General features: G+C 66.3%; 24 protein-coding genes and 1 tRNA gene. 8 read left to right on the top strand and 17 right to left on the bottom strand.

Going from position 1 to position 26,281, the window contains the following annotated elements; genetic code table 11:
- Positions 1 to 26 precede the first annotated feature (26 nt).
- The 5 genes from P7D22_RS05955 to rpsA form a co-directional block, all read right to left on the bottom strand.
- The gene (locus tag P7D22_RS05955) at positions 27 to 404 is read right to left on the bottom strand and encodes a LapA family protein (protein WP_319933301.1); all 378 of its coding nucleotides are present in this window, start codon (positions 402 to 404) and stop codon (positions 27 to 29) included.
- 43 nt (positions 405 to 447) lie between these two features.
- Positions 448 to 735, bottom strand: coding sequence for an integration host factor subunit beta (locus P7D22_RS05950; RefSeq protein WP_319933300.1), 288 nt, complete (start codon positions 733 to 735; stop codon positions 448 to 450).
- 45 nt (positions 736 to 780) lie between these two features.
- Positions 781 to 1,752 (bottom strand): signal peptide peptidase SppA, encoded by a 972-nt coding sequence (gene sppA, locus P7D22_RS05945; RefSeq protein WP_319933299.1) that lies wholly within the window; start codon positions 1,750 to 1,752, stop codon positions 781 to 783.
- A 146-nt stretch (positions 1,753 to 1,898) separates the two neighbouring features.
- Positions 1,899 to 3,176: an Hsp70 family protein gene (locus P7D22_RS05940; protein ID WP_319933298.1), complete on the bottom strand. Its 1,278-nt coding sequence runs from the start codon at positions 3,174 to 3,176 to the stop codon at positions 1,899 to 1,901.
- A 94-nt stretch (positions 3,177 to 3,270) separates the two neighbouring features.
- Positions 3,271 to 5,004, bottom strand: a complete 1,734-nt coding sequence (rpsA, locus tag P7D22_RS05935; protein ID WP_319933297.1) for a 30S ribosomal protein S1 — start codon at positions 5,002 to 5,004, stop codon at positions 3,271 to 3,273.
- Between the two features lie 666 nt (positions 5,005 to 5,670).
- Between rpsA and P7D22_RS05930 the strand changes: the two genes are divergently transcribed.
- Positions 5,671 to 6,483, top strand: coding sequence for a tetratricopeptide repeat protein (locus P7D22_RS05930; RefSeq protein WP_319933296.1), 813 nt, complete (start codon positions 5,671 to 5,673; stop codon positions 6,481 to 6,483).
- 225 nt (positions 6,484 to 6,708) lie between these two features.
- Here P7D22_RS05930 and P7D22_RS05925 read toward each other — a convergent pair whose 3' ends face one another.
- The 7 genes from P7D22_RS05925 to P7D22_RS05895 all read right to left on the bottom strand — a co-directional run bounded on the left by P7D22_RS05925 (position 6,709) and on the right by P7D22_RS05895 (position 11,783).
- Positions 6,709 to 7,227: a MucR family transcriptional regulator gene (locus P7D22_RS05925; protein ID WP_319933295.1), complete on the bottom strand. Its 519-nt coding sequence runs from the start codon at positions 7,225 to 7,227 to the stop codon at positions 6,709 to 6,711.
- Positions 7,228 to 7,585: 358 nt separating this feature from the next.
- Positions 7,586 to 7,662, bottom strand: a tRNA-His gene (locus P7D22_RS05920).
- A 201-nt stretch (positions 7,663 to 7,863) separates the two neighbouring features.
- Complete coding sequence (locus P7D22_RS05915; RefSeq protein ID WP_319933294.1) at positions 7,864 to 8,217, bottom strand: tRNA-binding protein; 354 nt, start codon at positions 8,215 to 8,217, stop codon at positions 7,864 to 7,866.
- Positions 8,214 to 8,978: a TetR/AcrR family transcriptional regulator gene (locus P7D22_RS05910; protein WP_319933293.1), complete on the bottom strand. Its 765-nt coding sequence runs from the start codon at positions 8,976 to 8,978 to the stop codon at positions 8,214 to 8,216. Before P7D22_RS05910 ends, P7D22_RS05915 begins: the two co-directional genes overlap by 4 nt.
- A 79-nt stretch (positions 8,979 to 9,057) precedes the next feature.
- A complete protein-coding gene (gene proC, locus P7D22_RS05905) occupies positions 9,058 to 9,888 on the bottom strand; it encodes a pyrroline-5-carboxylate reductase (RefSeq protein ID WP_319933292.1) in 831 nt (276 codons plus the stop codon).
- Between the two features lie 5 nt (positions 9,889 to 9,893).
- Entirely contained in the window at positions 9,894 to 10,394 is a 501-nt protein-coding gene (locus P7D22_RS05900; protein ID WP_319933359.1) for a YbjN domain-containing protein, read from the bottom strand.
- Between the two features lie 567 nt (positions 10,395 to 10,961).
- A complete protein-coding gene (locus P7D22_RS05895) occupies positions 10,962 to 11,783 on the bottom strand; it encodes a response regulator (protein WP_319933358.1) in 822 nt (273 codons plus the stop codon).
- Between the two features lie 207 nt (positions 11,784 to 11,990).
- Here P7D22_RS05895 and P7D22_RS05890 point away from each other — a divergent pair, with 207 nt between their 5' ends.
- Positions 11,991 to 12,269 (top strand): NepR family anti-sigma factor, encoded by a 279-nt coding sequence (locus tag P7D22_RS05890; RefSeq protein WP_319933291.1) that lies wholly within the window; start codon positions 11,991 to 11,993, stop codon positions 12,267 to 12,269.
- 8 nt (positions 12,270 to 12,277) lie between these two features.
- Here P7D22_RS05890 and P7D22_RS05885 read toward each other — a convergent pair whose 3' ends face one another.
- On the bottom strand, positions 12,278 to 13,318 hold the full coding sequence (locus P7D22_RS05885) for a DUF1624 domain-containing protein (RefSeq protein ID WP_319933290.1): 1,041 nt from the start codon (positions 13,316 to 13,318) through the stop codon (positions 12,278 to 12,280).
- A gap of 68 nt (positions 13,319 to 13,386) precedes the next feature.
- On the opposite strand from P7D22_RS05885, the gene P7D22_RS05880 reads away from it, so the two are divergent.
- Entirely contained in the window at positions 13,387 to 14,010 is a 624-nt protein-coding gene (locus P7D22_RS05880) for a DUF2939 domain-containing protein (protein WP_319933289.1), read from the top strand.
- A gap of 2 nt (positions 14,011 to 14,012) precedes the next feature.
- On the opposite strand, the gene P7D22_RS05875 is transcribed toward P7D22_RS05880, so the two are convergent.
- The 3 genes from P7D22_RS05875 to P7D22_RS05865 are packed head-to-tail and all read right to left on the bottom strand — an operon-like array spanning position 14,013 to position 16,658.
- Complete coding sequence (locus P7D22_RS05875) at positions 14,013 to 15,371, bottom strand: ATP-binding protein (RefSeq protein ID WP_319933288.1); 1,359 nt, start codon at positions 15,369 to 15,371, stop codon at positions 14,013 to 14,015.
- Between the two features lie 16 nt (positions 15,372 to 15,387).
- Positions 15,388 to 16,116 (bottom strand): response regulator transcription factor, encoded by a 729-nt coding sequence (locus tag P7D22_RS05870; protein ID WP_319933287.1) that lies wholly within the window; start codon positions 16,114 to 16,116, stop codon positions 15,388 to 15,390.
- The gene (locus P7D22_RS05865) at positions 16,113 to 16,658 is read right to left on the bottom strand and encodes a MarR family winged helix-turn-helix transcriptional regulator (protein ID WP_442916034.1); all 546 of its coding nucleotides are present in this window, start codon (positions 16,656 to 16,658) and stop codon (positions 16,113 to 16,115) included. The genes P7D22_RS05870 and P7D22_RS05865 overlap by 4 nt, the downstream gene beginning before the upstream one ends.
- Positions 16,659 to 16,851: 193 nt before the next feature.
- On the opposite strand from P7D22_RS05865, the gene P7D22_RS05860 reads away from it, so the two are divergent.
- Together P7D22_RS05860 and P7D22_RS05855 are read left to right on the top strand one after the other, a co-directional pair.
- Complete coding sequence (locus P7D22_RS05860) at positions 16,852 to 17,274, top strand: TadE/TadG family type IV pilus assembly protein (RefSeq protein ID WP_319933285.1); 423 nt, start codon at positions 16,852 to 16,854, stop codon at positions 17,272 to 17,274.
- Positions 17,264 to 18,976 carry a pilus assembly protein TadG-related protein gene (locus tag P7D22_RS05855; protein ID WP_319933284.1) on the top strand — a complete coding sequence of 571 codons (1,713 nt, stop codon included), beginning with the start codon at positions 17,264 to 17,266 and terminating at the stop codon, positions 18,974 to 18,976. Before P7D22_RS05860 ends, P7D22_RS05855 begins: the two co-directional genes overlap by 11 nt.
- Before the next feature lie 16 nt (positions 18,977 to 18,992).
- On the opposite strand, the gene P7D22_RS05850 is transcribed toward P7D22_RS05855, so the two are convergent.
- Positions 18,993 to 19,214, bottom strand: coding sequence for a hypothetical protein (locus P7D22_RS05850; RefSeq protein WP_319933283.1), 222 nt, complete (start codon positions 19,212 to 19,214; stop codon positions 18,993 to 18,995).
- Between the two features lie 150 nt (positions 19,215 to 19,364).
- On the opposite strand from P7D22_RS05850, the gene glgX reads away from it, so the two are divergent.
- The 3 genes from glgX (at position 19,365) to treY (ending at position 26,249) form a co-directional block, all read left to right on the top strand.
- On the top strand, positions 19,365 to 21,533 hold the full coding sequence (glgX, locus tag P7D22_RS05845) for a glycogen debranching protein GlgX (protein WP_319933282.1): 2,169 nt from the start codon (positions 19,365 to 19,367) through the stop codon (positions 21,531 to 21,533).
- An 8-nt stretch (positions 21,534 to 21,541) separates the two neighbouring features.
- Positions 21,542 to 23,371 carry a malto-oligosyltrehalose trehalohydrolase gene (gene treZ, locus P7D22_RS05840; protein ID WP_319933281.1) on the top strand — a complete coding sequence of 610 codons (1,830 nt, stop codon included), beginning with the start codon at positions 21,542 to 21,544 and terminating at the stop codon, positions 23,369 to 23,371.
- A 127-nt stretch (positions 23,372 to 23,498) separates the two neighbouring features.
- A complete protein-coding gene (gene treY, locus P7D22_RS05835) occupies positions 23,499 to 26,249 on the top strand; it encodes a malto-oligosyltrehalose synthase (protein WP_319933280.1) in 2,751 nt (916 codons plus the stop codon).
- Positions 26,250 to 26,281 lie beyond the last annotated feature (32 nt).

Below are 26,281 nucleotides of genomic sequence, written 5' to 3'. Positions count from 1 at the left end.
GTCCCCGAGGCGACCGGCCTAGGACTTCAGGCCACCTCGCGCCCGATCAAAGCCTGGGAGGGTAGTGCGGTTGAACGGGCCGCGGCCTGCTGGCGATGTACCAGATCGAGCTCGAGGCGCGTTTCCTGCAGTTCGCGCCGTAGCTGGGCCGCGTCGGTGCGGGCCTGGCGGGCCGAGGCACGCACCACGCCCTGCGAGATCCAGCTCGCGATGCCGCCGACCAGCACCCCGAGGATCACCATTAACAGGATCACCAGAAACAGCGGCGCGCTCAGGGCGAGCGCCGGGGTATCGCTGTTGAAAGGGTCGAGCGAGATGGTGGTCATCTGGCGGTTGGCGACCGCAAAGACCACGATCAGGAGGGCAATCGGCACCAGCACGATCGCCTTGAGGGCATTCTTCATGAGATCAGACCCGTTCCCATCCTGGTTCCACGAAACGCAGGGTTCAACCGTCTTCGAGGTTCAGGCGTTCCCGCATTTCCTTGCCGGTCTTGAAGAACGGCACCATCTTCTCGTCGACATCCACATGGGCGCCCGTGCGCGGGTTGCGGCCGAGGCGTGCGTCGCGCTTCTTCACCGAAAAGGCCCCGAAGCCGCGTAGCTCCACCCGATTGCCGGTCGTCAGTGCGTTCGTGACCTCGTCCAAGATCGCATTGACGATCTTCTCGATGTCGCGGAGGTAGAGATGCGGATTCTTCTCGGTCAGCCGCTGCACCAATTCCGATTTTATCACGCTCGGGCCCCCGCCTGTGATGTGTGACGCAACGCTGTTCTGCTCCTATTCGCGCGGTGAAGCGATCCAGATCGCCTGCAAGCCATCCATCGGACGAACCGTCTCGAGGCTTGCGGCCAGCCCAAGCACATGCGCGAGCCCGGGCGCGCCTAAGGTTTCCGCCGCCGAGGAGGCAGCGCCGAACAAGCCGAACGCCCTGTCACTGCGGCGCTTCCAGTCCCGCACCGGCAGATCCTTGGCGACGCCCTTGCCTTCCAGCCAGGCGATCGAGTCCTTCTCGGTGCCGAGCTGATCGATCAGCTTCAATGGCACGCTTTGGCGTCCGGTGAAGACACGGCCGTCATCGACGGCGGCGAGTTCGGCATCGCTCATGTGGCGGCGATCCTGCACCAAGCCCTTGAACCAGCCATAGCTGTCGACCACCAGGGCGTCGATGGCGGCGCGGGCGGCGTCGCTCGTCGGCGTAAAGCCATCGGGCTCCGCCTTGAGGGGTGACGATTTGATCTTTTCGACGCTGACCCCGACGGTGTCGAGCAGCTTGGCGAAGTTCGGGAACTCGAACAGCACCCCGATGGAGCCGACCAGCGAATTGCCATAGGCCACGATGTGATCGGCGCCGAGTGCCGCGATATAGGCGCCCGAGGCGCCAAGCGTGTGGATCTCGGCCACGGTGGGCTTTTTGGCCGCGACGGCGCGCAGCGCGTCATACACCCGCTCCGACCCGACCGTGGTGCCGCCGGGGCTGTCGATCACGACGATGACCCCCGTGGCCGCGGAAGCGCCCACGTCGCGGATCAGATCGAGCGTCTTGTCGTCTCCGGTGATGAGGCCCGAGATCTGGATGCGGGCGATATGCGGCACCAGCGTCGCGGCACTGCGCGAGGCGGTGGCCCGGAGTGCCAGCCCGAGCACGATCAGGGCCAGCAGCGCGAAACCGGCCGTGCGCCAGAACAACAGCTTTCGACGCAGACGCCGCCGATCAAGCAGGTAATCGGCAGAACCGGTGGCCATGGACATCGCGTGATCGTTCCTGGAGGCGGTGGCTGCATGCGCCGAGCCGCCCGTCACGACGGACACCATGTCGCACCTTGAGCTCTGCCGTCACGAGTTGCGCCCAACCTAAGCACCGGCTCCGGCCATGGCAAGCCGAACCGTCGCGGCCCTCAGGCCACGCGGGCGCGGTCGGCGGCCACCAGCGCCAAGCCGGAGGCGACCGACTGGAAGGCTTCGCCGACATGGATGCGATCAACGCTGAAGCGGTCCGAGAACAATCGGCGCACGGCCGGCACGTGCGAGGTGCCGCCCGTCATGAACACGGCATCGATATCACCGGGCCCGCAGCCGGCTTGCGTGAGCGCCGCCTCGACCGCCTCGGCGATGCGGCGGAGGTCGTCGGCGATGAAGCTTTCGAAGTCGGCGCGCGTGACGCGTCCGTCGAGGTGGATGCCATGGCTGTCGAAACTGAGTTCGGCTGCGTCAGCGTCCGACAAGCGCGTCTTTACCTTGGACACGGCGCGGTAAAGCTCGAAGCCGAGATCGTAGTCGAGGAAGGCGATCAGCTTCTCGATCGCGTCCGGCGCCTCGCTCATGGCCGCGAGCTCCTTCAGCTCCCGCATCGTCTGCGGCGCCTTCAACCAGGACAGCTGGTGCCAGCGCGCGAAGGCCGCATGCACATAGGCCGGGAACGGCAGGCTTTTGCCGAAGGAGCGGTAATGCGACCCCTTGCCGAGTTGCGGCGCCACGAGGTGGTCGACGAGGCGGTAGTCGAAGGTGTCGCCCGCCACCCCGACGCCCGTATGGGACAGCGCCTCGGAGGACAGGCGACCATTCGCCTGGGTGAAGCGAATGACGGAAAAGTCGCTGGTGCCGCCGCCGAAATCCGCCACCAGCACGGTTTCGTCGCGCTTCAAGGTGCGGGCATACCAATAAGCGGCCCCGAAGGGCTCATAGGCGAGTTCGACCGGACCGAAGCCCGCCATGTCGTAGGCGGCCTTCAAGCGTTCCACCGCAAGCCCCTCGTCCGGGGCCTCGCCGGCGAAGACGACCGGCCGGCCGGCTGCGATCGGCAGGCCCTGCCGAAGCTGCGGGATCGGCGCCGAAAGGTCGCCCAGAAAGGTAGAGACGAGCGCCTCGATGGAGAAGCGCTGCGCGAACAACCGCGTTTCCGAGAAGCTGCGGGTCGCAAGGTAGGTCTTGATCGACTGGATGAAGCGCCCTTCGCCGGTGCCGGCCAGGGCATGGTCGAGCGCCGCCGGCCCTGCGGCCCGGTGAACCTGCACGCGGGGCGGACGGCCCTCGCTCCAGAAATACAGCGCGGTGCGGAAAATATCGACGGCACCGCCGGCCGAAGGCCAGCTGAGGTTGCGGACCTGCCCATCCTGGCCCAGCAGGGCCACGACCGAATTGGTGGTGCCGAAATCGATGCCGAGCGCACGGGTCATTCAGGGTATCCGGGATGGCCAAAACAAAACCGCGCGGAGAAGCTCCGCGCGGTTGCTTGCTTATGGAGGCCGCGGGGTACCCGCGGCCAGGAGATCAGCTCTGCTGGTCGCGCTTCTTCATGGCGGCGCTCAGGATGTCGCCGAGCGACGCACCCGAGTCGGCGGAGCCGAACTGAGCGATCGCTTCCTTTTCTTCGGCCATCTCCAGCGCCTTGACCGACACGGCGATCTTGTTCGCCTTGCGATCCAGCATGGTGATGCGGGCATCGACCTTTTCGCCGACCGCGAAGCGATCGGGGCGCTGGTCGTTGCGGTCGCGGGCCAGTTCGGCGCGCTTGACGAAGGTGGTGAACTCGCTGCCGGCGATCTTCACCTCGACGCCACCGTCCTTCACCTCGATGATCTCGCAGGTGACGACCTGACCCTTGCGAAGCCCGTCGGTCGGAGCCGGACCATCTTCACCGGGCTTGGTGATGAAGGCTTCGGTGCCGACCTGCTTGATGCCGAGCGAGATGCGCTCCTTCTCGACGTCTACGTCGAGAACCTGCGCCTTCACGACGTCGCCCTTCTTGTAGTCCTCCATGGCCTGCTCGCCCGGACGGTTCCAGTCGAGGTCGCTGAGGTGGACCATGCCGTCCACATCGCCCTCGAGGCCGATGAACAAGCCGAACTCGGTCTTGTTCTTGACCTCGCCCTCGACCACCGAACCGACGGGGAAGTTCTCGGAGAAGCTTTCCCAGGGGTTCGACAGGGTCTGCTTGAGGCCGAGCGAGATGCGACGCTTGATCGGGTCGACCTCGAGGACCTGCACTTCGACTTCCTGGCTGGTGGCCACGATCTTGCCGGGGTGCACGTTCTTCTTGGTCCACGACATCTCGGAAACGTGGATGAGGCCTTCGATGCCTGGCTCCAGCTCCACAAAGGCGCCGTAGTCGGTGATGTTGGTGACACGGCCCGAGAGCTTGGCCTGGATCGGGTACTTGGCCTCGATGCCCTGCCACGGATCGTCGAGCAGCTGCTTCATGCCCAGCGAGATGCGGTGCGTCTCGTGGTTGATCTTGATGATCTTGACCTTGACGGTCTGGCCGATGGTCAGCACCTCGGTCGGGTGGTTGACGCGGCGCCAGGCGATGTCGGTCACATGCAACAGGCCGTCGATACCGCCGAGGTCCACGAACGCACCGTAATCGGTGATGTTCTTGACCGTCCCGTCGATGACCTGGCCCTCTTCGAGGTTGGCCACGATCTCGTGACGCTGCTCGGCGCGGCTTTCCTCGAGCACGGTGCGGCGCGACACGACGATGTTGCCGCGGCGACGATCCATCTTGAGGATCTGGAACGGCTGCGGCACGCCCATGAGGGGGCTGACGTCGCGCACGGGCCGGATGTCGACCTGGGAGCGCGGCAGGAACGCCACGGCGCCATCGAGGTCGACCGTGAAGCCGCCCTTGACCTGATTGAAGATGATGCCTTCGACCTTTTCCTGCTTTTCGAAGGCGCGCTCGAGCTTGACCCAGCTTTCTTCGCGACGGGCCTTGTCGCGCGAGATCACGGCCTCGCCGAGCGCATTCTCGACACGCTCGAGATACACTTCGACGAAGTCGCCGATCTGCGGCGCGGCTTCACGGCCCTGGCTGGTGAATTCCTTCAGCGGCACGCGGCCTTCGGTCTTCAGACCGATGTCGATGACGGCCACGTCCTTTTCGATGCCGACGATGGTGCCGCGAACCACGGACCCTTCGAAAGCCTCGCTCTTGCCGTAGCTCTCTTCGAGCATAGCGGCGAAATCATCGCGCGTCGGAGCGCGTTCAGCATAAACTGCGGACATTGATTCTCCTGGGTGCCCTTTCGGGCGGCGCCGGCGGCTGGTGTGAACGGATTCCCGGGGGCCGATGGATGTAGGCGTGATGCCGACACCCTCCGCCTTGCGGGCGGGCCGGCGCGAACCGGCACACGGGAATTTCGGTGAACGAAGCGATGGGCTCGAAACGAACCTCATTGCAGACGCCGCGCATAGCAGATCACGCAAAGGCCGACAAGTCGGCGCCCGCAATTCTGGGCCCCACCGAGGCCTCACACGGACCGAGAGCGCGAGCCGACACAACCACCGAGGCCACGTAGGCTGACCCTGAGTTGCTCGAGTGCCGTCAAGCGATGCCGTGCCGAAGCCGAGGCGGCTATGGCGCACAGACGCGATCGCCCCCTTGCAAGCCTGCGGCCGACCTTTCTGATGCGGGAGCAGATTTCCTGAAGCTTAGAACAATAGTAACCATTATGCGACACCACTCGTTAAGTGGCCGAGGCCGGTTCGGCGTCGCATGATCGTCCCAGTGTCGCCCCAATGTGGCGTCAGTCGACGATCCACATTGGATTTGACGGGTGCGTGGCACCCAAACACTTAAGCGAGACACACGCGATGCGCGTCGCTAGGACGGATCTACCAGCGCCACTTTCGGCATCGCCCGTCCCCGTGGCCCGGCATCGCCCGCTCATCATGGCCGGGTTCGCCGCCGCGATGGCTTTGGCGCTTGGCGGCTGCGAGACCGTCGGTTCGCTCGAAACGCCTGGCCGCGGCATCGCCGAAGTGCAGGCAGCCAGCAAGGATACGTCCGTCAACATCGCGTCGCTGAGCGATGTGATCAAGCGCAACCCCAACGACTCCGACGCCTATAACACCCGTGGCACCGCCTATGCCCGCACGGGCGACTTTTCGAATGCTATCGGCGACTTCACCAAGGCCGTACAGCTCAACCCCGGCAATGCGGCGGCCTTCACCAACCGTGCGCTCGCTTATCGGCAGACCCGCCACGACGATCTGGCGCTCGCCGATTTCAACCAGGCCATCCAGGCCAATCCGAACCACGCACCGGCCTATCTCGGACGCGGCAACCTGCTGCGCTCGCAAGGGCACCTCGATCAGGCGATGGCGGACCTCAACACCGCGATCCGGCTCTACCCGGAAGGGGCGCAGGCGTTCCATGCGCGCGGCCTCATCCACCAGAAGCAGGGTGAACAAGCCTTGGCGCTGAGCGACTTCGACAATGCGATCGACCGCGACCCGTTCGCGGCAGCGCCCTACGAGGCGCGGGCGCAGAGCCTGACCGCGACGGGCAAATATGCGGCCGCCATCGAGGACTATAATGCGGCCCTGAACGTCAACACCAAGAATGCGATGGCCTGGGCAGGGCTTGGGTTCTGCTACGAAAAGACCGGCAACGCCAACAAGGCGCGAGAGTCGTTCGCGCACGCGAAGGCACTCGACCCGAGCAACCAGGCGGCCGCCGATGGGCTCGCGCGCTTGTCCTGACGCGACAGCGGACGCCTCAAACAACAAAAAGGGCGAAGTGACTAGCACTTCGCCCTTTTTGTTGAACGGCGCCTACCGGCACCCCCTCGAAACACATCCTGGACACTCCGCTCGGTCTGGTTTTCTCCAAACCTTGCAGGATGAGACCCGGCTCTACCCTCTATGCAGCATGCCCGATTGCGGACGCGACCTAAGCTATAGGCGCGTCCTCTTGATCAAAGCCGATCAGGCGGCCGTCGCGGTCTTTACGGTCTTCGGGCGACCCCGGCCCTTCTTCGGCTCGGCCGGCGCGAGATCATCGACGGGCGACAAGGGCGGGCGCACCGCCAAGGCCTTCTTCCGCTGCTGGCCGAGGCCCATTTCCTTGGCAAGGGCGGAGCGGGCGCGCGCGTAGTTGGGCGCCACCATGGGATAGTCGCCGCTCAGGCCCCACTTCTCACGATATTCAGCGGGTGACATGTTGTATTGCGTGCGCAGGTGTCGCTTTAGCGACTTGAACTTCTTTCCATCCTCGAGACAGATCAGGTAATCGTCGGCGACCGATTTCTTGATCGGCACCGCAGGCGCCTTCACCTGCTCGACCGGCTCTTCAACCTTGGTGCCGGCGATTTTCTGCAAAGCAAGATGCACGGAGTGGATCAGGCTCGGCAGTTCGCCGGCCGGAACCGAATTGTGGCTTACGAAGGCGGATACGATATCGGCCGCCATCCCGATGAATTCGATATCCGCATTGCTTTCCGTCATGATGCTCTCCGCAGTTCGGCAAGTAGATAGAGCCGATCGATATTTTCTGCAAGCGGCCTACTAGTGTGAAATCAAGTACGAGCAACAGATTTGAGGAAAAGCCCGGCCTCGACCGGTCGTGCTTCAGTATCCGTAGCGCATCCAAGCAGGACGATGTTGAAGCAGCGAAGCGAAAGAACATCGGCGCTACAGCAAGACGATCGAGCGAGGGGGTCCTCAATCCGGCTGTCTTGACAGGGCGGGTCGATGATCTTGCCGGGGTACGCCATCGGCTCCAGCGCGCCAAGGGACCTGCCAAGACGCAGGCCCGCTCAGGGGCAACGATGATCAGCATGGAAGCGGAAAACCTGCAGGAAGATGGTACCACCACCCCGGCTCGAACGGGGGACCTCTAGATCCACAATCTAGCGCTCTAACCAACTGAGCTATGGCGGCCTGCTTCGCAGAGGTTCGTACCTAGAGGCATCCGGACTGGAATGCAAGCCCGCTCCACAGCCGGGCGGGCCATTGCCTGATGAGTGCGCGGGGGGCAGCCGATCCGCGTCACCGCCACCGTTCAGCGCAAGCGGACCGAAGCAAGCCGGCCCCTTGTCGCCGGCCGCAGCGACACTCCAGCGGCCGGCGTCGTGATGGGGTTCAGCTCAGGCGGCTTCCGTTCGGCACCGCGGCATCTGCCCCGATGAGGCGGATGCCGCCAGAGCCGTCCGCGAGACCAAGCGTCAGCACGTCCGATCGAAACGGGCCGATCTGGCGCGGTGGAAAATTGACGACGGCGCAAACCTGCCGACCCACCAGCGTCGAGGGCTGGTAATGGGTCGTGATCTGCGCCGAAGATTTGCGGATGCCGATCACAGGACCAAAGTCGATCGTCAGCTTGAAGGCAGGTTTGCGGGCCTCGGGAAACGCCTCGGCCGCCACGATGGTACCGGCCCGGATATCGATGCGCTCGAAATCCGCCAGCGTCGCCAAATCGGCCGCATCCTCCGTCATGGTGTCGGCGCCACATCCGCGTCGAAGCCCTTACCGGCCTCCGTTGCACCGCCCCGAGCCCGCTTGCCGACGCTCATCAGACCTTCGGCCAACAGGCGCAACGGCGTCGCCAGCCGCTCGAGGTCGTCGACCCGGCTGGCCAGGGTTTCGCCGCGGGTCAGCTCCCGATCGAGCGCCGCCATGGTGGCGGCCAATCCGGGATCTTCGTCGCGCAGCCAGACCGACACGACCCGGCTCCAGGCCAGCACCAGCCCTTGGGTCTTCAGCGTCCCGGCCTGACCTTCGGTGTTGATGCCCGACGCCTCGAGCATGAACCGCATGGAGTTGAGGGCCGGCCGGTTCATCGCCGCCGCCGCGACCGGATCGCGACGCAGCCAGTCGGCGACGCCCTGCAGTCCGAGCCGGTAGGGTGCCATCGCGTCGAGCCGGCGCATCAGCACGTCGAACAAACGCTCCTTCGGGGTCTCGTCCTTCAGGTCGTTGGTGTTCTGCCGCAGCACGGCTTGATCGATCTTGCGCGAGAAGCCGCCGAGGACGGCGCCCTTGGACGGAAACGCATCGCGGAAGTCGGCCAGCGACAGATTGGCCCGCTCGGCGATCTGCGACACCGAGATGTCCTTCCATTCCCGTTCGGCCGCGAGCTCGAACAGGGCCTCGATGATGGCATCACGGGGCGACGGACGGGGGGCGCTGGCGACCGGAGCCGGATCGTCGTTGACGATCGCTGAGGTATCCGTCGTCTCGTTACGCTGATCGGACATGAGGTCGCTTTCCGGAGGAGTCACTCCGTCGAACTTGAGCCGAACGTCACGGCACATCAAGAGCCATGCCGCCGCAAGGTCAGCGCGACAGTGCGGTCGCCCTTTGCTTGGCGGCCGCCACGGCACGCTCCATCAAGGGATGCAGACCGGCCTCGCCGGTCAGAACCGCCAAGGCCGCGGCCGTTGTGCCGCCCGGCGAAGTGACGTTGCGGCGCAGCAGCTCGGGTTCGGACTCGGGTCGTGCCGCCATCAAGGCTGCGGCACCCTCGACGGTGGCCCGGGCCAGGCGGGCCGCCGTCGGCGCATCGAGCCCCGCCGCGACCCCGGCCTCGGCCAAACACTCGGCCAGCAGAAACACATAAGCGGGGCCCGACCCGGACACGGCCGTCACGGCGTCGATCAGGTCTTCGCGCGGCAGCCATTCGACGCGGCCGACGGCTTCGAGCAGCGCCTGCACGACCGCCCGTTGCCGGACATCCGCATGGGCCTCCGCCGCGACCCCGGTGATGCCCTGCCGGATCGCCGCGGGCGTGTTGGGCATCGCCCGCACCACCAGGGCAGCGCCCGGCAAGGATTGCCGCAGGTCAGCGATCGTCCTGCCAGCCACGACCGACACCAGGATGGTGTTCGGGCCGACGAAGGGACGAAGCGCCAGGGCCGCCGCATCGACCTGTTGGGGTTTGATGGCCAGCACCAGAAGACCCGCCGGCCCGACATCGCGCGCATTGAGCCGCACGCCATGGGCCGTGAGTTCCGCCGCCCGCGTTTCCCCGATCCCGGGATCCACCACGACGATCCGGTCGGCTGGCGCACCCGAATCGAGCCAACCTGCCAGGAGCGCGCCGCCCATATGCCCTGCCCCGACCAGGACCACAGGGCCATCGAGGTCCGCCAGAAGCGAGCCGATCATCGAGCTCAGGCCTCGCCTTCGGTCTCGAACATGACGCTGTCGAGGGCCTCGCGCGCCGGCTTGCCGGCCCAGATGACGAATTGAAACGCTTGATAATAACGATCGCAGGCCGTCACGGCCATCTTCAGAATGGCCTCGCATTGCCGCCCGTCCGGGTCCGCGCCGCCGGCCATCAGCAGGGAATGGCGAAACATCACGACATCTTCGCCCGACCACAGATCGAAATGTCCGATCCACAGGTGTTCGTTGATGGCGGAGATCAGCAGCAGGATTTCGGCGCGCCGCCGGTCAGGCACCTTCAGGTCGAAGGCACACCCGACATGCAGGGCCTCGAGATCCGGCAGCCAGGTGAAGGCCACATGCAGGTCCGACAGTTTACCCGCGACGGAAATGGAGATCTCGTCGCGATCGTCCCGATCGAAGTTCCAGTCGTGCATGGCGGCGATCCGCTCGACCACATCGACGGGATGCTCGGTGCGCTCGGATTCGAAGTGATGCAGCGACATAAACAAGGGATCCGAACTTAAGCGCCGACGCACAGGCCCCAAGCCGGCGTATGGACCCAGGATCGCAAAACCCAGAAATCGCACACATAAACCTGGGACTGACTTGCAAATCGCCCTTTTATCTTTGGCGGATCTGCGAATCACACGTGTTCGACTATAGACCCAACTTCGCGGCGATTGCACGGCTGCGATCATGTCGGGCGGTCCGCGCTTGTGGACAGAGGTCGCAGCAACGGTCGCGCGGACATCGGAACTTGTGGGTTGGGCTGACGTTTGGCTAACGCGGGCGGGACGATGTATTCCCCTCCCATCTTCCAGACCGCGCCAAAGAGCCCGTGACGGCAGCCCCTAGCCGTCGCGGGCTTTTGCTCGAGCAGGCGGCGTGAAGTCCCGGCAAAAGGGAACCACAGCGAGGCCTCTTCGGTCAAAGCAGCGATGACGTCGCCTGGCTCGGATACGAAAAGACGCGGTAAGGATCGGCAGGCGGATGAAGATCACGCCTGGGCACGCTCAGACTGCGACCATCCCGATATCCGGCGGGACAGCGCCCGCCGGAGAAGACGCATGTCAGGCCGAAAGGGCGCTCGACGGGCCACGACGCCGGCTCTTGCGATCGAAAAACAGCACCTGGCTGATCACGGCACGCAAAGTGTCCACGCTGAACGGCTTGGCGATCAGGAAGGCCGGCTCGGGGGGCGCACCGGTGAGGAACCGCTCCGGATAGGCGGTGATGAACACCACCGGCACCTCGAAGCTTTCCAGAATCTCGTTGACGGCCTCCAACCCGGAACTGCCATCGGCGAGCTGGATATCGGCCAAGATCAGGCCCGGCTGGGCTTGGGTCTGGATCGCCGCCAGCGCCTCGCGGTGGGTTCGAGCCACGTCGATGACGCGGTGGCCGAGCTCTTCCACGAGGTTCTGCAAGTCGAGCGCAATCAGCGGCTCATCCTCGATGATCAGCACATCGGTGGCGATCTGAGCGGCGATTTCCGAATTGGCGCGATCGAGATAACCCTTGAGATCGCTGGGCGCGCATTCGAGGGCCTTGGCGGCCTGCTCGACCGAGAAACCCTCGAGGGCGGTGAGCAGCAGCGCAATGCGGGGGCGAAGCGAGATCGCCTCGAGCCGCCGCCCCGTACCTCCATCGTCGGCCGCATCGGCGCCGGAATCCGGGGCGCTGTTCACCGCCACGGCACCCCAAAGTTTCAAAAACAGCCGGTACAGCGCCGTGCGCGGATCGTCGCCAGCCTCGAAGCCTTCAGGATCGGCGACGATCGCCTCCAGGGTTTCGACCACATAGGCGTCGCCACTCCGCTGACTTCCGGTGAGCGCACGCGCAAAGCGGCGCAGATGCGGCAGATGGGGCGCAATCGCCTGCGATATCGACATCAACAACTCTCTCGGAGGTAAAACTACCCCTGACCCAACGAAAAACGACAGAAGAGGTTCCAAACGCGGAACTCTCTTTTTAGCGCTGCGTTGAACAAGCATCGACGCGAGCGGTCTTCCGTCACCACCGTTCGCGTCAGGTCGCAGGATAGGTCATGGACGGCGTCGTCGCAAGGTTCGGCGCGGGTCGGTTTGGAGCAGGTTGGAATGAGGGATAACAACGAGGGCGGATCGCAGGAAGGCGGGTTTGCCAATCAGCAAGCCGCGGATGCTTCTGCCACCGGCTCGACCCCGACCCTTCCGACCGTCGCCGGCACGGGCACTTCCGATGATGCGCCGACCGAGTTGAGGCCGGTCTCGGCCGACATGCATCAGTTTATCGGCCGTCAGCTGAGGGCGGTGTTCGACGATGTGGCCAAGCAGCCCGTGCCTGACCGGTTCCTCGAACTGATGAAGCAGCTCGACGGTAAGACCAGCGCCGGCTGATCGATCGCCTACTGTCGCAGTCTCGGTGCCGCGTCCGGCTCGACCGGGCGGCAGGCCGCCACCGCGGCGCCGATCTTCGAGGCATCGAGCATTATTCGGGTCGTCTGGGCTGCAGTCAGGGCCCGCGTCAGGACGCAGTGGCATGTCGATAGGCACAGTGCGGCATCGCCGCCCGTGAGGCCGCATTGGCGGCGGCACTGCTGGAGAAACGCCGCGGCGTCGGCGGGATCGCGCAGGGGATCGACCGGGGTCGACGGCCATCCCGTTCCCAACCCCAGCATCAGGGCCCCGACCAGCACGGGTTGATGCACGAGGTAGAGCCCAAGCGAGTGCCGGCCGCTCCAACGGAGCGCGCCACCGACCCATGCAGGCCTGTCAGGCACGCGCGCCAGCACGGCAGCGAGGCGCCAAGGCCAACGGGAGCGGCCCACCGCCAGTCCGGCCAGGACGACCCCGAGCCAAGGCAGTGTCGGGCGGAAATCGAGGCTCGCCGGAAGGTTGGCCGTGAGACCCGTCCAGGCCCAGCCGGTTCCGAGCGGAAGCCGGACCAGCAGAGGCGCCAGCGTGGCCACTCCGGCCAACCCCAGCAGCACGGGGGTGCGCATCCGGATCGCCATAAGGGCGCACAGGCTGGTGACGGCGATGCAATGCAGGATGCCGAACCAGACCGGCGCCGACGGCGACAGAACCAGGGTGGCGCCCGTGACCAACAGTGCGCAAACCCCGACCCGGGCGAGGCGCGACGCCATTCGGCCCATCGTCACGCCCCGCAGCCGAGCGACGCCGAGACTGATGCCCGACACCAGCAGAAAGGCACCCGCTACGCCGTGACCCAGAATGCGCCAGGGCAGCGCGGCGCCGGGATCGAGGGCCAGAAGCCCGAAAGCGTGCAGGTCCCATGCGGCGTGATAGGCCAGCATACCCAGCAGGGCACAGCCACGTGCGGCGTCGAGCCAGGGGAGGCGTCCGGCCCCTGCCCCAGGGTCGCCTTGGGATTGACACGTCTCCCCCGCAGGGAGGCGCGTCCTGTCAACATGGCTCGCCGTCACGGTCGAGCCGCAGCCAGGATGCGAAGGGTCGCGACGGGCGCGGCCGCAGGATCGACGGGTCGGGCCCCATGCGCCGTATCGGAATTGTCGCAGCCATCCTCGCCTTGGCGGCCGCGGTCTGGATCTGGCCCTATCTGGGCGCTTATTCGCTGGCCCAGGCGGCCTTGCGGCACGACACGACCGCGGTGGCGGCGCGCCTGAATGAGCCCGCGCTGAAGCGCTCCCTGGCCCGTCAGATCGTTGCTGCCTATCTGGCGAAAAGCGGGCGCGGCGACCACATGGGCGGCTTTCAGCGCGGCCTCGCGACGGCGGTCGGCGCCTCGGTGGCATCGCCCTACCTCGATCAGTTGCTGACCCCGGACGCGATCGCAACGCTGCTCGGGCAGGGACGCATCGGCGCGCTGACGATCGGCGACCGGCAGATCGCCATCAATCGCGAGGTGCCGAGCTTGTCGGCGCTCTACGATGGGCATCTGGCCGATGTGGTTCTCCATTCCTTCTACGACGGGCTGTTGAGTTTCCGCCTGTCGGTGCCGGCGACGGCGGGGTCCGACGGCGCCTATGGCATCCATCTCCGCCTGAGCGGCCTCACCTGGCAATTGTCGGGCCTCGACCTGCCGGGAGACGTGCTCGACCGCATCGCCACCGACGCGATCGCGGCGGAACACGGCGCCGCTCAAACCAGCCCCTGAACTCACACCGGAACGCGGACGCTCGCCCGCAAGCCGCCGAGCGGCGACTCGCCCAACTGGATGTCGCCCCCGTGCGACCGGGCGATGTCGCGCGCGATGGCAAGCCCGAGGCCCGTGCCGCCGGCATCCTGGTTGCGGGCCTCGTCGAGGCGGAAGAACGGGCGGAACACGTCGTCGCGCTTGTCGAGCGGGATGCCGGGACCGTCGTCGTCGACATGGATCGTCAGGAAGCGGGCGTCGCGCACCGCCCGCATGGCGACGCGCCCTCCATAGCGTTGGGCGTTGCCGACAAGGTTCGCGAGGCAGCGCTTGAAGGCGTCGGGCCGCACCGCCACGGCGCTTTCCCCGAGGATCTCGAGCTGCACGCTGCGGCCATGGCGCCCGGCATCCTGACGCAGATCCTCGAGCAGGGCCGCGATGTCGACCATCGTCGAGCTTTCCCCGGCATCGCCGCGCGCAAAGGCCAGATAAGCGCCCAACATGCGGTTCATCTCGGCGACGTCGGCCTCCATGTCGGCCGTGTCAGGGCCCTGGCCGATCAAGGCCAACGACAGCTTGAAGCGCGTCAGGATGGTGCGCAGATCATGGCTCACCCCGTTCAGCATGGTGGTGCGCTGTTCCATCGACCGCTCGAGGCGCCGCTTCATCTCCAGAAACGCATAGCCGGCGCGCCGCACCTCGAGCGCGCCGCTCGGCCGGAACTCGACCATGCGGCCCTTGCCGAGGTTCTCGGCCGCGGCGGCCAACCGCAGGATCGGCTTGATCTGGTTGCGCAGGAAGGCGATCGCGATCGTCAACAATACGATCGAGGTGGCCAGCATCCAAAGCAGGAAGATGTGGGAGTTCGACGCATAAGCGGCGCTGCGCCGCGCCATGACGCGCAACACCGCATCGTCCATCTGGATGCGGATCTCGATCATTGAGGAACGGCCAACCGTGTCGATCCAGAACGGCAGCCCGATCTGCTTGCGAATCTCGGCCGAAAGCGAGTTGTCGAGCAGCGAAAAGAACGGTTTCGGCAGCGGCGGCGGCAAGGGCTGCTTCGGCAGCACATCGACGTCGAGCCCCAGGCGTTCGAAGGCGATGCGCTCCAGGGTGTCGTCGGTGCCGTCGGCCGGCAGGCTGCGGTGCAGGTCGACCAGCGCCGCAATGTCCTGCGTAAGGGCAACCGACAGCCGGTAGGTGACGGCCTGCCAATGCCGTTCCATGAAGAAATAGGCGATCACGCATTGCAGCAGCACCACCGGGATCACGACGATCAACAGCGCCCGGGAATAAAGCCTCTTCGGCATCCAGTCGGCGAAGCGACGCTTGGCGGAGGTCCAGCCCCGCCACAGGTCGCGCAGCAGCAGCCGGGACATGCGCCGTGGGCGGGCCTCAGAGGTCGACAACGAGGCGATAGCCCATCCCCCTCACAGTCTGCAGCAACAAGGGCTCGGCGGGATCGCGCTCGATCTTGCGGCGCAGCCGGTTGATCTGCACGTCGATCGTGCGTTCGTTGGCGGATTCGCCGGAGGCCCCCAGCGCTTCGCGCGAAACGGTGTCGCCACGAGCCGCCGCCAGCACGGTCAGGATTTCGCGCTCGCGCTCGCTGATCCGCACGCCGGCGTCGCCCTGCCGCAACTCGCCCCGCTCGACCTCGAACACGAAATCACCGAACCGCACCGCCTGGCCGTTGGCACGCGGCGCGGCGCGGGGCACGGCGCGACGCAGGATCGAGGCGATGCGCAGCAGCAGCTCGCGCGGCTCGTAGGGCTTCGTCAGGTAGTCGTCGACGCCCGCCTCGAAGCCCCGCACCTTGTCGTCCGCCTCGGCCCTGGCGGTCAGCATCAGGATCGGCACATCCGAGGCGCGGCGCAGTTCGGTCGCGAAATCGAAGCCGTTCTGCCCGGGCATCATGGCGTCGAGCACGATCAGGTCGAAGGCGAAATGTTTCAGATGGCTCCAGGCCTCGTCGGCATTGCCGGCGAGCGTCACCCGATAGCCGTCCTTGGCCACGAAACGGGCCAGCAATTCGCGGATGCGGCGGTCGTCGTCGACCAGCAGAAGGTGCTGGGCGTCGTCCCGCAGCGCCGCTGCGGCGATGTCCGGCTCGGGGCCGCTCACGAACGGCCGACCTGGGCCACCGTGGCCAACTCGGGCCACACGGTGGCCGCGACCTCGGCCCGGGCGTCGCGGTCCACCAGCGCCAGCAAAAACTCGATGGCGCGCTGATGCGCATCATCGGGCAGGTCGCGCAGGGCCGAGCGGAACCGTTCGGATTGCAGGCGCGCCAGATCGTCCGCCAGCGCCCGACCGCTCGGGGTCACGAACAACAACCGCTGCCGCCGATCCGTCGGCCCGGCATAGGTCGACACGAAGCCGCCATCGACGAGGTCCTTCATCACCCTGGCCAGGCTCTGCTTGGTGATACGCAACAGGTCAAGCAGCGCCGCCACCGTCATGCCGGGTTGGCGGCTGACAAAATGCAGCACCCGGTGATGGGCCCGGCCAAACCCGTAGGTCTCGAGCAGGCGATCCGCATCGCCGACGAAATCCCGGTATGCGAAGAACAACAGTTCGATCAGGTCGTAGAGCGGACGCTCTTCGGACACCTGAGTCTCCGTCCGCAACTGGACAACGTCGCTCAACACATCCGCCTCGCCCATGTCGATGAGCCGGCATTCTGATCGCCGAATGTGGCATTCATAGCCGTGAAGCGGCCGCAAGGTCGAGCCCGGGATTTAGCGGCTTCCGAGGACGCCGCAAAGAACCGACCGATCCGGAGCGATCATCAATACAACCACAAGGTGCTGTTAGGAGATCGGCGCCAGGATCATCCCGTCCAGGGAGGGTCGCCACGTGCTTTTGATTTTCCACCGATCCCGACACGGCAGCATGGCGGTCGAATTCGCCTTCATGGCGCCGGTGTTGATGCTTTTCGTGTTCGGCACCGTCGGCTTCGGCATCGAGCTGGCGATCGCGAGCGGGCTGCAGCAGCTCGCCGCCGAGGCTGCCCGGGCTTCCGTCGGCGGCCTCAGCGACAGCGAGCGGGCGAACATCGTCCAAAGCTTCGTCGCCAGCCACGTGGCTGCCTACCCGTTCCTCGACGTGCGACAGCTTTCGGTCACGACGGCGCCGCTGACGGCACCCGTGGCGGCCTATCAGGTGTCGCTCAGCTACGACCTGTCGTCTCAGGTGGTCGGCCAGTTCAACCGCCTGATCCCGGCGCTGCCGACGCGGCTGCTGCGCTCGGCCGTGGTGATGACCAGCAATGGCCTTTAGCGCCCCCTTCCCGCCCCGCGCCCTGCTGAACCGGCTTCGCGGGCACCTCGGCGCCTTCGGGCCCGACCGCAACGCCGCCGCCGCAATCCTGATGGCGCTCCTCAGCATGGTGTTGATCGGCACCACCGCCATCAGCCTGGACGGCGGAACCGTCTTTCTCGCCAAGCGCAAGCAACAGGCCGCAACCGACATGGCCGCCATGGCGGCCGCCGCCACACCCGGGCGCGCCGCCGCCAGCGCCACCGCCCTGCTGACCGCCAACGGCTACGCGACCGCTTCCCTGCAGGTCGAGACGGGACGCTTCGTGGCCGATAGCAGCCTCGCCGCCGCGGCCCGCTTCCAGCCGGACGTGAGCGCCGCCGCCACCGCGGTGCGCATCACCACCAGCACCGTGCAGCCCCTCATCTTCGGCAGCGCCCTTCGGGCCCTGGCCGGCACCGGGGATCGCAGCGACGGCTTCACGATCCGCACCGCCGCGATCGCCCGCAAGCAGGACCTCGCCGCCTTTACGCTCGGGAGCGGCGTGGCCGACCTCGACGCCGGATTGTTGAACGCGCTGCTCGGCAGCCTTCTCGGCACTCACGTGTCCTTGTCGCTTCTCGACTATCAGTCGCTGGCGGCCGCCAAGCTCGATCTGTTCGACTTCAGCGATGGCCTGGCGACCCGGATCGGCGTGACGGGGGCAAGCTACGGCACGCTCGCGACGCAGGTCGTCACCCGCTCGGCGGGGCTGGCCGCCCTGGCCGACACGCTGTCGGGCAATGCCGGCGCGGCCGCGGTGATCCGCAACGTGGCGGCCGCGACTCCGGCCGGTGGCGGCGTTCTCGACCGCATCATCGATTTCGGGGCGGCCAGCAGCGTGACGGTGGGCGCGAGCCATCCCGTCACGGCCCGCGTTTCGGCGCTCGATCTGTTGACCGCGCTGGCCCGGCTCGGCGGCGACGGGCAGTTGATGAGCCTCGATCTCGGCGCCAGCTTGCCGGGCCTCGGCAGCACGCAACTCATGTTCGCCCTCGGTCAGCCGACGCAGAGCACAGGCCTCGTCGCCGTCGGGTCCGAGGGGGCGATCCTGCGCACGGCGCAGATCCGGCTCGCTTTGACGACGCAGCTCGCAGCCCCGGGCCTGCCGGGCAATCTGCTGAACGTGTCGGTCGTTCTCGACGGCGCCCCCGCCGTCGCCAGCCTGGACGCGATCAGCTGCGCCCAGGGGGCCGCCCAGGCCAGCGTCACCCTAGGGGTCACACCCGGCCTGGCCAGCGTGCGGATCGGGTCGATCGCGGCGGCCGACGTGTCGCGCCTCGCCGTGACGCCCACGCTCGATCCTGCCCTGGTGTTGAACGTTCCCGGTCTTGTCAGCGTCGGCGCGAGCGGTCAGGCCGCCATGGCGGCCATCAGCCCCATCCCGGTCGCCTTCACGGCCGCCGACATCCTGGCCGGAACCCGCAAAACCGTGGCGACGCCCGTCAGCCTGGCCGACACCCTGGCCGGAGCGATGCGCAACACCAGCCTGACCGTCAGCCTGCTGGGCGCGAAGCTGCCGATCCCCGGGTTGAACACCGCCGTGCAGGCAGCCCTAGTGGCCGCCGCGACGCCGATCGACCTGGCCCTGGAGCGCATCCTGGCGCTGATGGGGGTGTCGGTCGGCACCGCAACGACCTCGGTCACCGGGGTGCGCTGCGGGCAAGGCCTGCTGGTGCAATAAGGGGCGCTGCCGCCCATCAAGGCGCCGACTGCCCCGGAAGAGGGATCAGCAGGCCGCGCGCGGCTTCCGCCAACGCAGCCAGCGCCGCCACGGCGAAATCGTCCTGCACCCGCCGTCGGCTCGAACCGGCGATCGCCGTGGCGCTTCGACGCGCGACGGCCAGCACGGCCTCGATGCCCTGGTTATAGGCCAGCGCCTCGGCATGGGTCATGGCCTCCAGCGAGGGGGTCGCGTTCATCCTGCCATCCTTTCAGCCCGGTGTTTCGATCCCGCGGCTTGAATCGACATGCGGCGATATTGCGGCGCAAACTTTTCCCGTTTGGCGCGTTGGCGGTCGGGTAAGCGTGAGCATAGCCTTACGCGGCACAGTCGATCCGAAGGGGACAGAATGAATATGATGATCCGTGAGCGCGGTCTGCAAGAAGGCTCTCCGCATCCTCACGGCGCCCTTTGGGATGGCCGTGGCACCAATTTCACGCTGTTCTCGGCGCATGCCACCAAGGTCGAGTTGTGTCTCTTCGACAGCACCGGCAAGACGGAAACGGCCCGCATCGCCCTGCCGGAATATACCGACCAGATCTTCCATGGCTATCTGCCGGAGGTGAAGCCCGGCCAGCTCTACGGTTACCGGGTCCACGGCGCCTACGAGCCCGCGCAGGGGCACCGCTTCAACCCGAACAAGCTGCTGCTCGACCCCTACGCCCGCGCCCATTTCGGCGACCTCGTCTGGGATGCGGCCTTGTTCGGCTACAATATGGAATCGGGCGACGACCTGAGCTTCGATGAGCGCGACAGCGCGCCTTTCATGCCGAAGTGCATCGTGGCCGACACCCATCAGGCGGGCGAATGGCAACGCAAGAACCCGCGTCACAAGTGGTCCGACACCGTTATCTACGAAACCCACGTGCGTGGTTTCACCAAGCTGAACACAGGCGTTCCGGAAGAGCTGCGCGGCACCTATGAAGGGCTCGCCAGCAAGGAATCGATCCGCCACATCAAGGACCTCGGCGTCACGGCGGTCGAGCTGCTGCCGATCCATACCTTCGTCACCGACAAGTTCCTGACCGACAAGAACCTCACCAACTTCTGGGGCTACAACACGATCGGCTTCTTCGCGCCCGATCCGCGCTATTCGGCCGACCCGCTGAGCAGCGTGCAGGAATTCAAGAACATGGTGGCCCGCTTCCACGACGCGGGCCTCGAGGTGATCCTCGACGTCGTCTACAACCACACGGCGGAAGGCAACGAGCGCGGACCGACCTTGTCGTTTAAGGGCATCGACAACGTGTCCTACTACCATCTGCAGCCCGACAACCCGCGCTACTACAACAACGACACCGGCACCGGGAACACCTTCAACCTCGCCCATCCGCGCGTCATGGGCATGGTGGTGGATTCGCTCCGCTACTGGGTGCAGGAGATGCACATCGACGGCTTCCGCTTCGATCTCGCCTCGAGCCTGGCCCGCGGCCCGCAGGGCTTCGACAAGCGCAGCGCCTTTTTGCAGGTGTGCTCGACCGACCCGGTGCTTTCCACCGCCAAGCTGATCGCGGAGCCCTGGGATATCGGGCCGGGTGGCTATCAGGTCGGCAACTTCCCGCCGGGCTGGGCGGAGTGGACCGATCGGTTCCGCGACGACGTGCGCGATTTTTGGCGCGGCCAGGCTTCGATCGGCTCCATCACGTCGCGGTTGTGCGCCTCGGAGGACACATTCAATAACGACGGCCGCCGGCCCTGGTCGTGCATCAACTTCGTGTCGGCCCACGACGGCTTCACCATGAAGGACGTCGTCACCTATAACGAGAAGCACAACGAGGCCAACGGCGAGAACAGCCAGGACGGCAACAGCGACAACCGCTCGTGGAACTGCGGCGTCGAGGGCCCGACCGAAGACGAGGCCATCCTCGAGCTGCGGTCACGCCAGAATCGCAACCTGATGGCGACGCTGTTGTTCTCGCAGGGCACGCCGATGATCCTGGCCGGCGATGAGTTCGGACGCTCGTCGCTCGGCAACAACAATGCTTATTGCCAGGACAACGAGATTTCCTGGGTCAATTGGGATATTGGTGATTACGGTGATAAGCTGCTCACCTTCACCAAGCGCTGCGTGGCGCTGCGGCACAAATATCCTGTGCTGCGCCGCAATCGCTTCTACACGGGCGAGCTCGACCAAGAGCACGGCGTCCACGACGTGCGCTGGATCCGGCCCGACGGCGAGGACGAACGGCAGGAAGACTGGACCGATTACGCCAAATGTGTCGGCATGCTGATGGACGGCCGGGCCCAGATTCATTCGGTGCCGCAGCAGGGCGATCATGCGACAGTGCTGCTGCTGCTCAACGCCCATTTCGAAGAGATCGACTTCACGCTGCCCGATGAGCCGGATGGCAAGGAGTGGACCCTGCTGCTCGACACAAACGACCCAGAGGAAAAGCGCGAAAAGTTCAAGATCGGCGCTACCTACGAGCTTGGCCCGCGCACCCTGTCGCTCTTCGTGCTCAACACGCGCCATCCGGCGCCCGAGCCCGATCCGAAGCGCAAGACCGTCGAAGAATAGGACATACGATGACCAACGCGACCGCGCCGCAGAGCGCGGCGCCCCACGGCGTGGAATGGCGGCCCGGCGAGGGCACGCTGTTTCGACTTTGGGCGCCGAAACACGACTCGATCGACCTGGTGATCGAAGGGGCTGGCGCATCGCGCCACCCCATGTCGGTCAAGGCCGAAGGCTGGAAGGAAGTGCTGGTGCCCGAGGCCGGGCCCGGCACGCGTTACCGTTTCGGCCTGCCTGACGGCCTGCTGGTGCCGGACCCCGCGTCCCGGTTCCAGCCGGATGACGTGCATGGCGCCAGCGAGGTCGTCGACCCCGCTGCCTTTGTCTGGTCCGACCGCGACTGGGCGGGGCGCGATTGGCACGAGGTGGTGCTTTATGAGCTCCACATCGGTACCTTCACGCCGGAGGGGACCTTCCAGGCCGCGATCGGCAAGCTCGACCATCTGGCGGCCCTCGGAGTCACGGCGGTCGAGGTGATGCCGGTGTCGGATTTCCCGGGCCTGCGCAATTGGGGCTACGACGGGGTTCTGCCTTACGCGCCCGACGCCACCTACGGCCGGCCGGAAGACTTCAAGGCCTTCGTGTCGGCCGCTCACGGGCGCGGCATCGCGGTGATCCTCGACGTGGTGTACAACCACTTCGGGCCGGACGGAAATTACCTCGGGGCCTATGCGCCGGGGTTCTTCACCGAGCGGCACCACACGCCCTGGGGCGCCGCCGTCAACGTCGATGGCGACCATAGCGGGCCGGTGCGCGACTATTTCATCGGCAACGCCCTGTATTGGCTGACGGAGTTCCACCTCGACGGCCTCCGCTTCGACGCCGTGCATGCCATTTTGGACGACAGCGACCTGCACCTGCTGCGCGAGCTGGTCGAAACCGTACGAAACAGCGTCACCGAACGGCCGATCCACCTCCTCCTCGAGAACGAGGACAACGTGGCGAGCCGCCTCAAGCGGGACCACGACGGCAGCCTCGGCCGCTACACGGCGCAATGGAACGACGACGTCCATCACGTGTTGCATGTTGCCGCGACCGGCGAGGACCGCGGCTATTATGAGGCCTATGCGAACAAGACCGAGCTGCTCGGCCGGGCGCTGGCGGAGGGTTTTGCCTATCAGGGCGAGTTCATGCCCTATCGAGACAGCGAACGCGGCGAGCCGAGCGCCGGCCTGCCGCCCGGCGCCTTTGTGGCCTTCCTGCAGAACCATGACCAGATCGGCAACCGCGCCTTCGGCGAACGCATCGGCGCCGTGGCGAAGCCGGGTGCCCTGCGGGCCGTGTCGGCCGTCGCTTTTCTGCTGCCGCAGATCCCGATGCTGTTCATGGGAGAGGAATGGGGGGCTTCGACGCCGTTCCTGTTCTTCTGCGACTTCGAGGGCGAGCTTGCCGAAGCGGTGCGGACCGGACGGCGCGAAGAATTCAAGCGCTTCCCGGAATTCCAGGATCCCGCCATGCGGGAACGCATCCCGGACCCGGAAGCCGCCGAAACCTTCGTGGCCTCCAAGCTGAAATGGGACGAGATCGATCAGGCGCCACACCACGACCAGCTCGCCTGGACCCGGCGCATCCTTGCGGTGCGCCGCACCTCTATGGTGCCCCTGACGCGCAGCATGGATGGCCATGCGGCGACCTTCCGGACGCTGGGCCCTGGCGCCGTCGCGGTGACCTGGACCACCCGGGACGGCACGCGCCTCCACCTCGACGCCAACTTGAAGGCAGACCCGCAGGACGGTTTCGAGGCGCCATCTGGCACGGAGCTGTGGCTCGAAGGCCAGGCCGAAGCCCGACGCCTCGGACCCTGGTCGGTACGCTGGACCGTGCAGCAGCCGACCCGGTAGACAAAGGGCGCGCGCCCGCGCCCGCCCACCACGCTTCGACGCGCCGCCGACATCTGCGGCGCGTGTTCCATGTCAAGGCCCGCTTCGGTTCGGACCCCGTTCCACCGACGCCCGGAGGTTCCCCCCCATGACGCCGCGCGCCACATACCGTTTCCAGTTCACGCCCGACTTCGGCTTCGACGATGCCGCCAAGCTCGCGCCCTATCTGGCCAAGCTCGGCATCAGCCATCTGTACGCCTCGCCCTACCTGAAGGCGCGGCCGGGTTCGACCCACGGCTACGACATCACCGACCACAACGCCCTCAACCCGGAACTTGGCGGCGAGGCGGCGTTCGAGCGCATGCATGAGGCCCTGAAGGCGGCCGGCCTCAACCAGGTGCTCGACTTCGTGCCGAACCACATGGGCGTTGGCGGTGCCGACAGCCCTGTCTGGCTCGATGTGCTGGAATGGGGTCCCGATGCGGTGCATGCGGGCTGGTTCGACATCGAGTGGAACCCTGACCGCCCTGACCTGAAGAACAGCGTGCTCGTGCCGTTCCTGGGTCAGCAATACGGGGCCGAACTCGAAGCCGGCCAGTTGATGCTGAAATACGACGCCGACACGGGCAGCTTCGCGGTCTGGGCCTATGACAACCACAAGCTGCCGGTGTCGCCGCTGCATTACGCCACGATCCTGGGCGCCGGCAGCCGGGGCCTCGAGCGGCTCGGCGACGAATTTTCGGCGTTGCCGAACTGGCGCCCGCAACAGCGCGAACGCGCCGAAGAGCTGAAAGGCATTCTGGCCAAGGCCACGCAGGAGCGCCCGGCGGCCCGCAAGTCCGTCGAAGACGCCGTGGCGCTGTTCAACGGCAAGCCTGGCGAAGCCGGCACCTGGGCGCGGCTCGACGCCCTGATCCGGCAGCAGCATTGGCGCCCGGCGCATTTCCGCGTCGCGGCCGACGACATCAACTACCGGCGCTTCTTCAACATCGCCGAACTGGCAGGCCTGCGCATGGAGGTGCCGGTCGTGTTCGACGATTCGCACCGCCTCGTCTTCGACCTGCTCCGCCGCGGCATCATCGATGGCCTGCGCATCGACCACATCGACGGCCTGCTCGACCCCAAGGGCTACCTCGACCGTCTGCGTGAAAAGGCGCCGCCGTCCCCCGACGGGCAGCCCTTCTATCTGGTGGTCGAGAAGATTCTGGCCGACCATGAAAAGCTGCAACCGGAATGGCCCATCCAGGGCACAACCGGCTACGAGGTGACGAACCTGCTGCTTGGCGTCATGCTGGACGCCCGCAACGAAGGGGCCTTCAGCCGCATCTACGCGAATTTCACGGGCGAAACCAAGGGCTTCAACCGCATCCTGCGCGAGTGCAAGAAGCGCATCATGGACAATGAGATGGCGGGCGAGCTGAACGGGCTCGCCAAGGCCGCCGTGGCGATCGCGCTGCAGAAGCCCGCCACCGCCGACTTCACCCGCAACATCCTGCGGCGCGCCATCCGTGAGGTGGTGGCAAGCTTCCCGGTCTACCGCACCTATCTCGACTTCGAAGGCGAGCCGACCTGGTTCGATCGCTTCACGGTGGATCAGGCCGTCAGCCAGGCCCGCAAATACGAAGGCTCGATCGACCCTTCGGTCTACAGCTTCGTCACTGCGATCCTGACCGGCGACCTCGTGGCGCAGCCGGGCTCCGGCTATAGCCGCAGCGCCGTGCTGCGCTGTGCCATGAAGCTGCAGCAATATAGCGGCCCGGTGATGGCCAAGGGTCTCGAGGATACGGCCTTCTACCGCTACAACCGCTTCATCGCGCTGAACGAGGTCGGCGGCCACCCGCAGAAGTTCGAAACGTCGCTCGACGATTTCCACAAGGCCAATGCAGAGCGCGCCAAACACTGGCCGAACGCCATGCTGGGCACCTCGACCCACGACACGAAGCGCGGCGAGGACACGCGCGCCCGTCTCGCCGTGCTGTCCGAGATCCCCGACGAATGGGCGACGCAGTTGCCGACCTGGAGCCGCGTGCTCGGCATCGAGGAAAGCCAGGCAGACCCCGATGCGGCGCCCGACCGCAACGACATCTACGCCATCCTGCAGACGCTTGTCGGCACATGGCCGCCGGAACTGCTCGATCGGCCGCAGCCCGAGGCCGTGCAGGCCTATGCGGAGCGCCTGAAGGGCGCCATGACGAAAAGCATGCGCGAAGCGAAGCTGCATTCGTCCTGGGCGGCCCCCAACGAGGATTATGAAGGCAAGACCCTCGCCTTCATCGACGAAGCGTTGACGGGATCGCGGTCGGCCGAGTTCCTGCCGGCCTTCCTGCCATTCGCGGCGCGCGTGGCGGAACTCGGGGTGGCCAACAGCCTGATCCAGACGACCCTGAAGCTGACCCTGCCGGGCGTGCCCGACATCTACCAGGGCACCGAATTGTGGGACCTGTCGATGGTCGACCCGGACAACCGGCGCTCGGTCGATTTCGAGGCCCGGGCGGCCCTGCTCGACGCTGTGGCGGCGACGCCCATCGGCGATCTGCTGCCGCGCTGGCTCGACGGCGGCATCAAGCTGGCCGTGCTGACCCGCCTTCTGCACCTGCGTGCCCAGCACCCGGGGCTGTTTGCCGCAGGCGATTACCAGCCCCTGCACGCATCGTCGGACGACACCGTCGCCTTCGAGCGCCGGCATGACGGTGACGCGCTCGTGGTGGCGGTGGCCCGCTTTCCGGCGCGGCACCGGTCGCATGGCGGCCCCTCGGGCAGGATCCAGCTGCATGGCGCCGGTGGCGCGACATGGCGCGACGTGCTGACCGACCGTCAATTGACGTCGGACGGCACCACCCTTCAGGCCGCGGAGCTTTTCGCCACCGTGCCGATCGCGGTCCTCCTGCGCGACCGCTGACGACGCTGCGCCGCCGCTCTGCTAACATGATG

The sequence above is a fragment of the Lichenihabitans sp. Uapishka_5 genome, from assembly GCF_033947565.1.
Lineage (GTDB): Bacteria > Pseudomonadota > Alphaproteobacteria > Rhizobiales > Beijerinckiaceae > Lichenihabitans.
Note: the sequence above shows the minus strand (reverse complement) of the source record. Positions and strands in the feature narration are given on the sequence as shown.

Excerpts from the sequence above, each read along its gene's own strand:
- P7D22_RS05955 (WP_319933301.1), bottom strand. The coding sequence starts at position 404 with ATGAAGAATGCCCTCAAGGCGATCGTGCTGGTGCCGATTGCCCTCCTG.
- sppA (WP_319933299.1), bottom strand. The coding sequence starts at position 1,752 with ATGTCCATGGCCACCGGTTCTGCCGATTACCTGCTTGATCGGCGGCGT.
- P7D22_RS05940 (WP_319933298.1), bottom strand. The coding sequence starts at position 3,176 with ATGACCCGTGCGCTCGGCATCGATTTCGGCACCACCAATTCGGTCGTG.
- rpsA (WP_319933297.1), bottom strand. The coding sequence starts at position 5,004 with ATGTCCGCAGTTTATGCTGAACGCGCTCCGACGCGCGATGATTTCGCC.
- P7D22_RS05930 (WP_319933296.1), top strand. The coding sequence starts at position 5,671 with ATGGCCGGGTTCGCCGCCGCGATGGCTTTGGCGCTTGGCGGCTGCGAG.
- P7D22_RS05925 (WP_319933295.1), bottom strand. The coding sequence starts at position 7,227 with ATGACGGAAAGCAATGCGGATATCGAATTCATCGGGATGGCGGCCGAT.
- P7D22_RS05915 (WP_319933294.1), bottom strand. The coding sequence starts at position 8,217 with ATGACGGAGGATGCGGCCGATTTGGCGACGCTGGCGGATTTCGAGCGC.
- P7D22_RS05910 (WP_319933293.1), bottom strand. The coding sequence starts at position 8,978 with ATGTCCGATCAGCGTAACGAGACGACGGATACCTCAGCGATCGTCAAC.
- proC (WP_319933292.1), bottom strand. The coding sequence starts at position 9,888 with ATGATCGGCTCGCTTCTGGCGGACCTCGATGGCCCTGTGGTCCTGGTC.
- P7D22_RS05900 (WP_319933359.1), bottom strand. The coding sequence starts at position 10,394 with ATGTCGCTGCATCACTTCGAATCCGAGCGCACCGAGCATCCCGTCGAT.
- P7D22_RS05895 (WP_319933358.1), bottom strand. The coding sequence starts at position 11,783 with ATGTCGATATCGCAGGCGATTGCGCCCCATCTGCCGCATCTGCGCCGC.
- P7D22_RS05890 (WP_319933291.1), top strand. The coding sequence starts at position 11,991 with ATGAGGGATAACAACGAGGGCGGATCGCAGGAAGGCGGGTTTGCCAAT.
- P7D22_RS05880 (WP_319933289.1), top strand. The coding sequence starts at position 13,387 with ATGCGCCGTATCGGAATTGTCGCAGCCATCCTCGCCTTGGCGGCCGCG.
- P7D22_RS05875 (WP_319933288.1), bottom strand. The coding sequence starts at position 15,371 with ATGTCCCGGCTGCTGCTGCGCGACCTGTGGCGGGGCTGGACCTCCGCC.
- P7D22_RS05865 (WP_442916034.1), bottom strand. The coding sequence starts at position 16,658 with ATGGGCGAGGCGGATGTGTTGAGCGACGTTGTCCAGTTGCGGACGGAG.
- P7D22_RS05855 (WP_319933284.1), top strand. The coding sequence starts at position 17,264 with ATGGCCTTTAGCGCCCCCTTCCCGCCCCGCGCCCTGCTGAACCGGCTT.
- P7D22_RS05850 (WP_319933283.1), bottom strand. The coding sequence starts at position 19,214 with ATGAACGCGACCCCCTCGCTGGAGGCCATGACCCATGCCGAGGCGCTG.
- glgX (WP_319933282.1), top strand. The coding sequence starts at position 19,365 with ATGAATATGATGATCCGTGAGCGCGGTCTGCAAGAAGGCTCTCCGCAT.
- treZ (WP_319933281.1), top strand. The coding sequence starts at position 21,542 with ATGACCAACGCGACCGCGCCGCAGAGCGCGGCGCCCCACGGCGTGGAA.
- treY (WP_319933280.1), top strand. The coding sequence starts at position 23,499 with ATGACGCCGCGCGCCACATACCGTTTCCAGTTCACGCCCGACTTCGGC.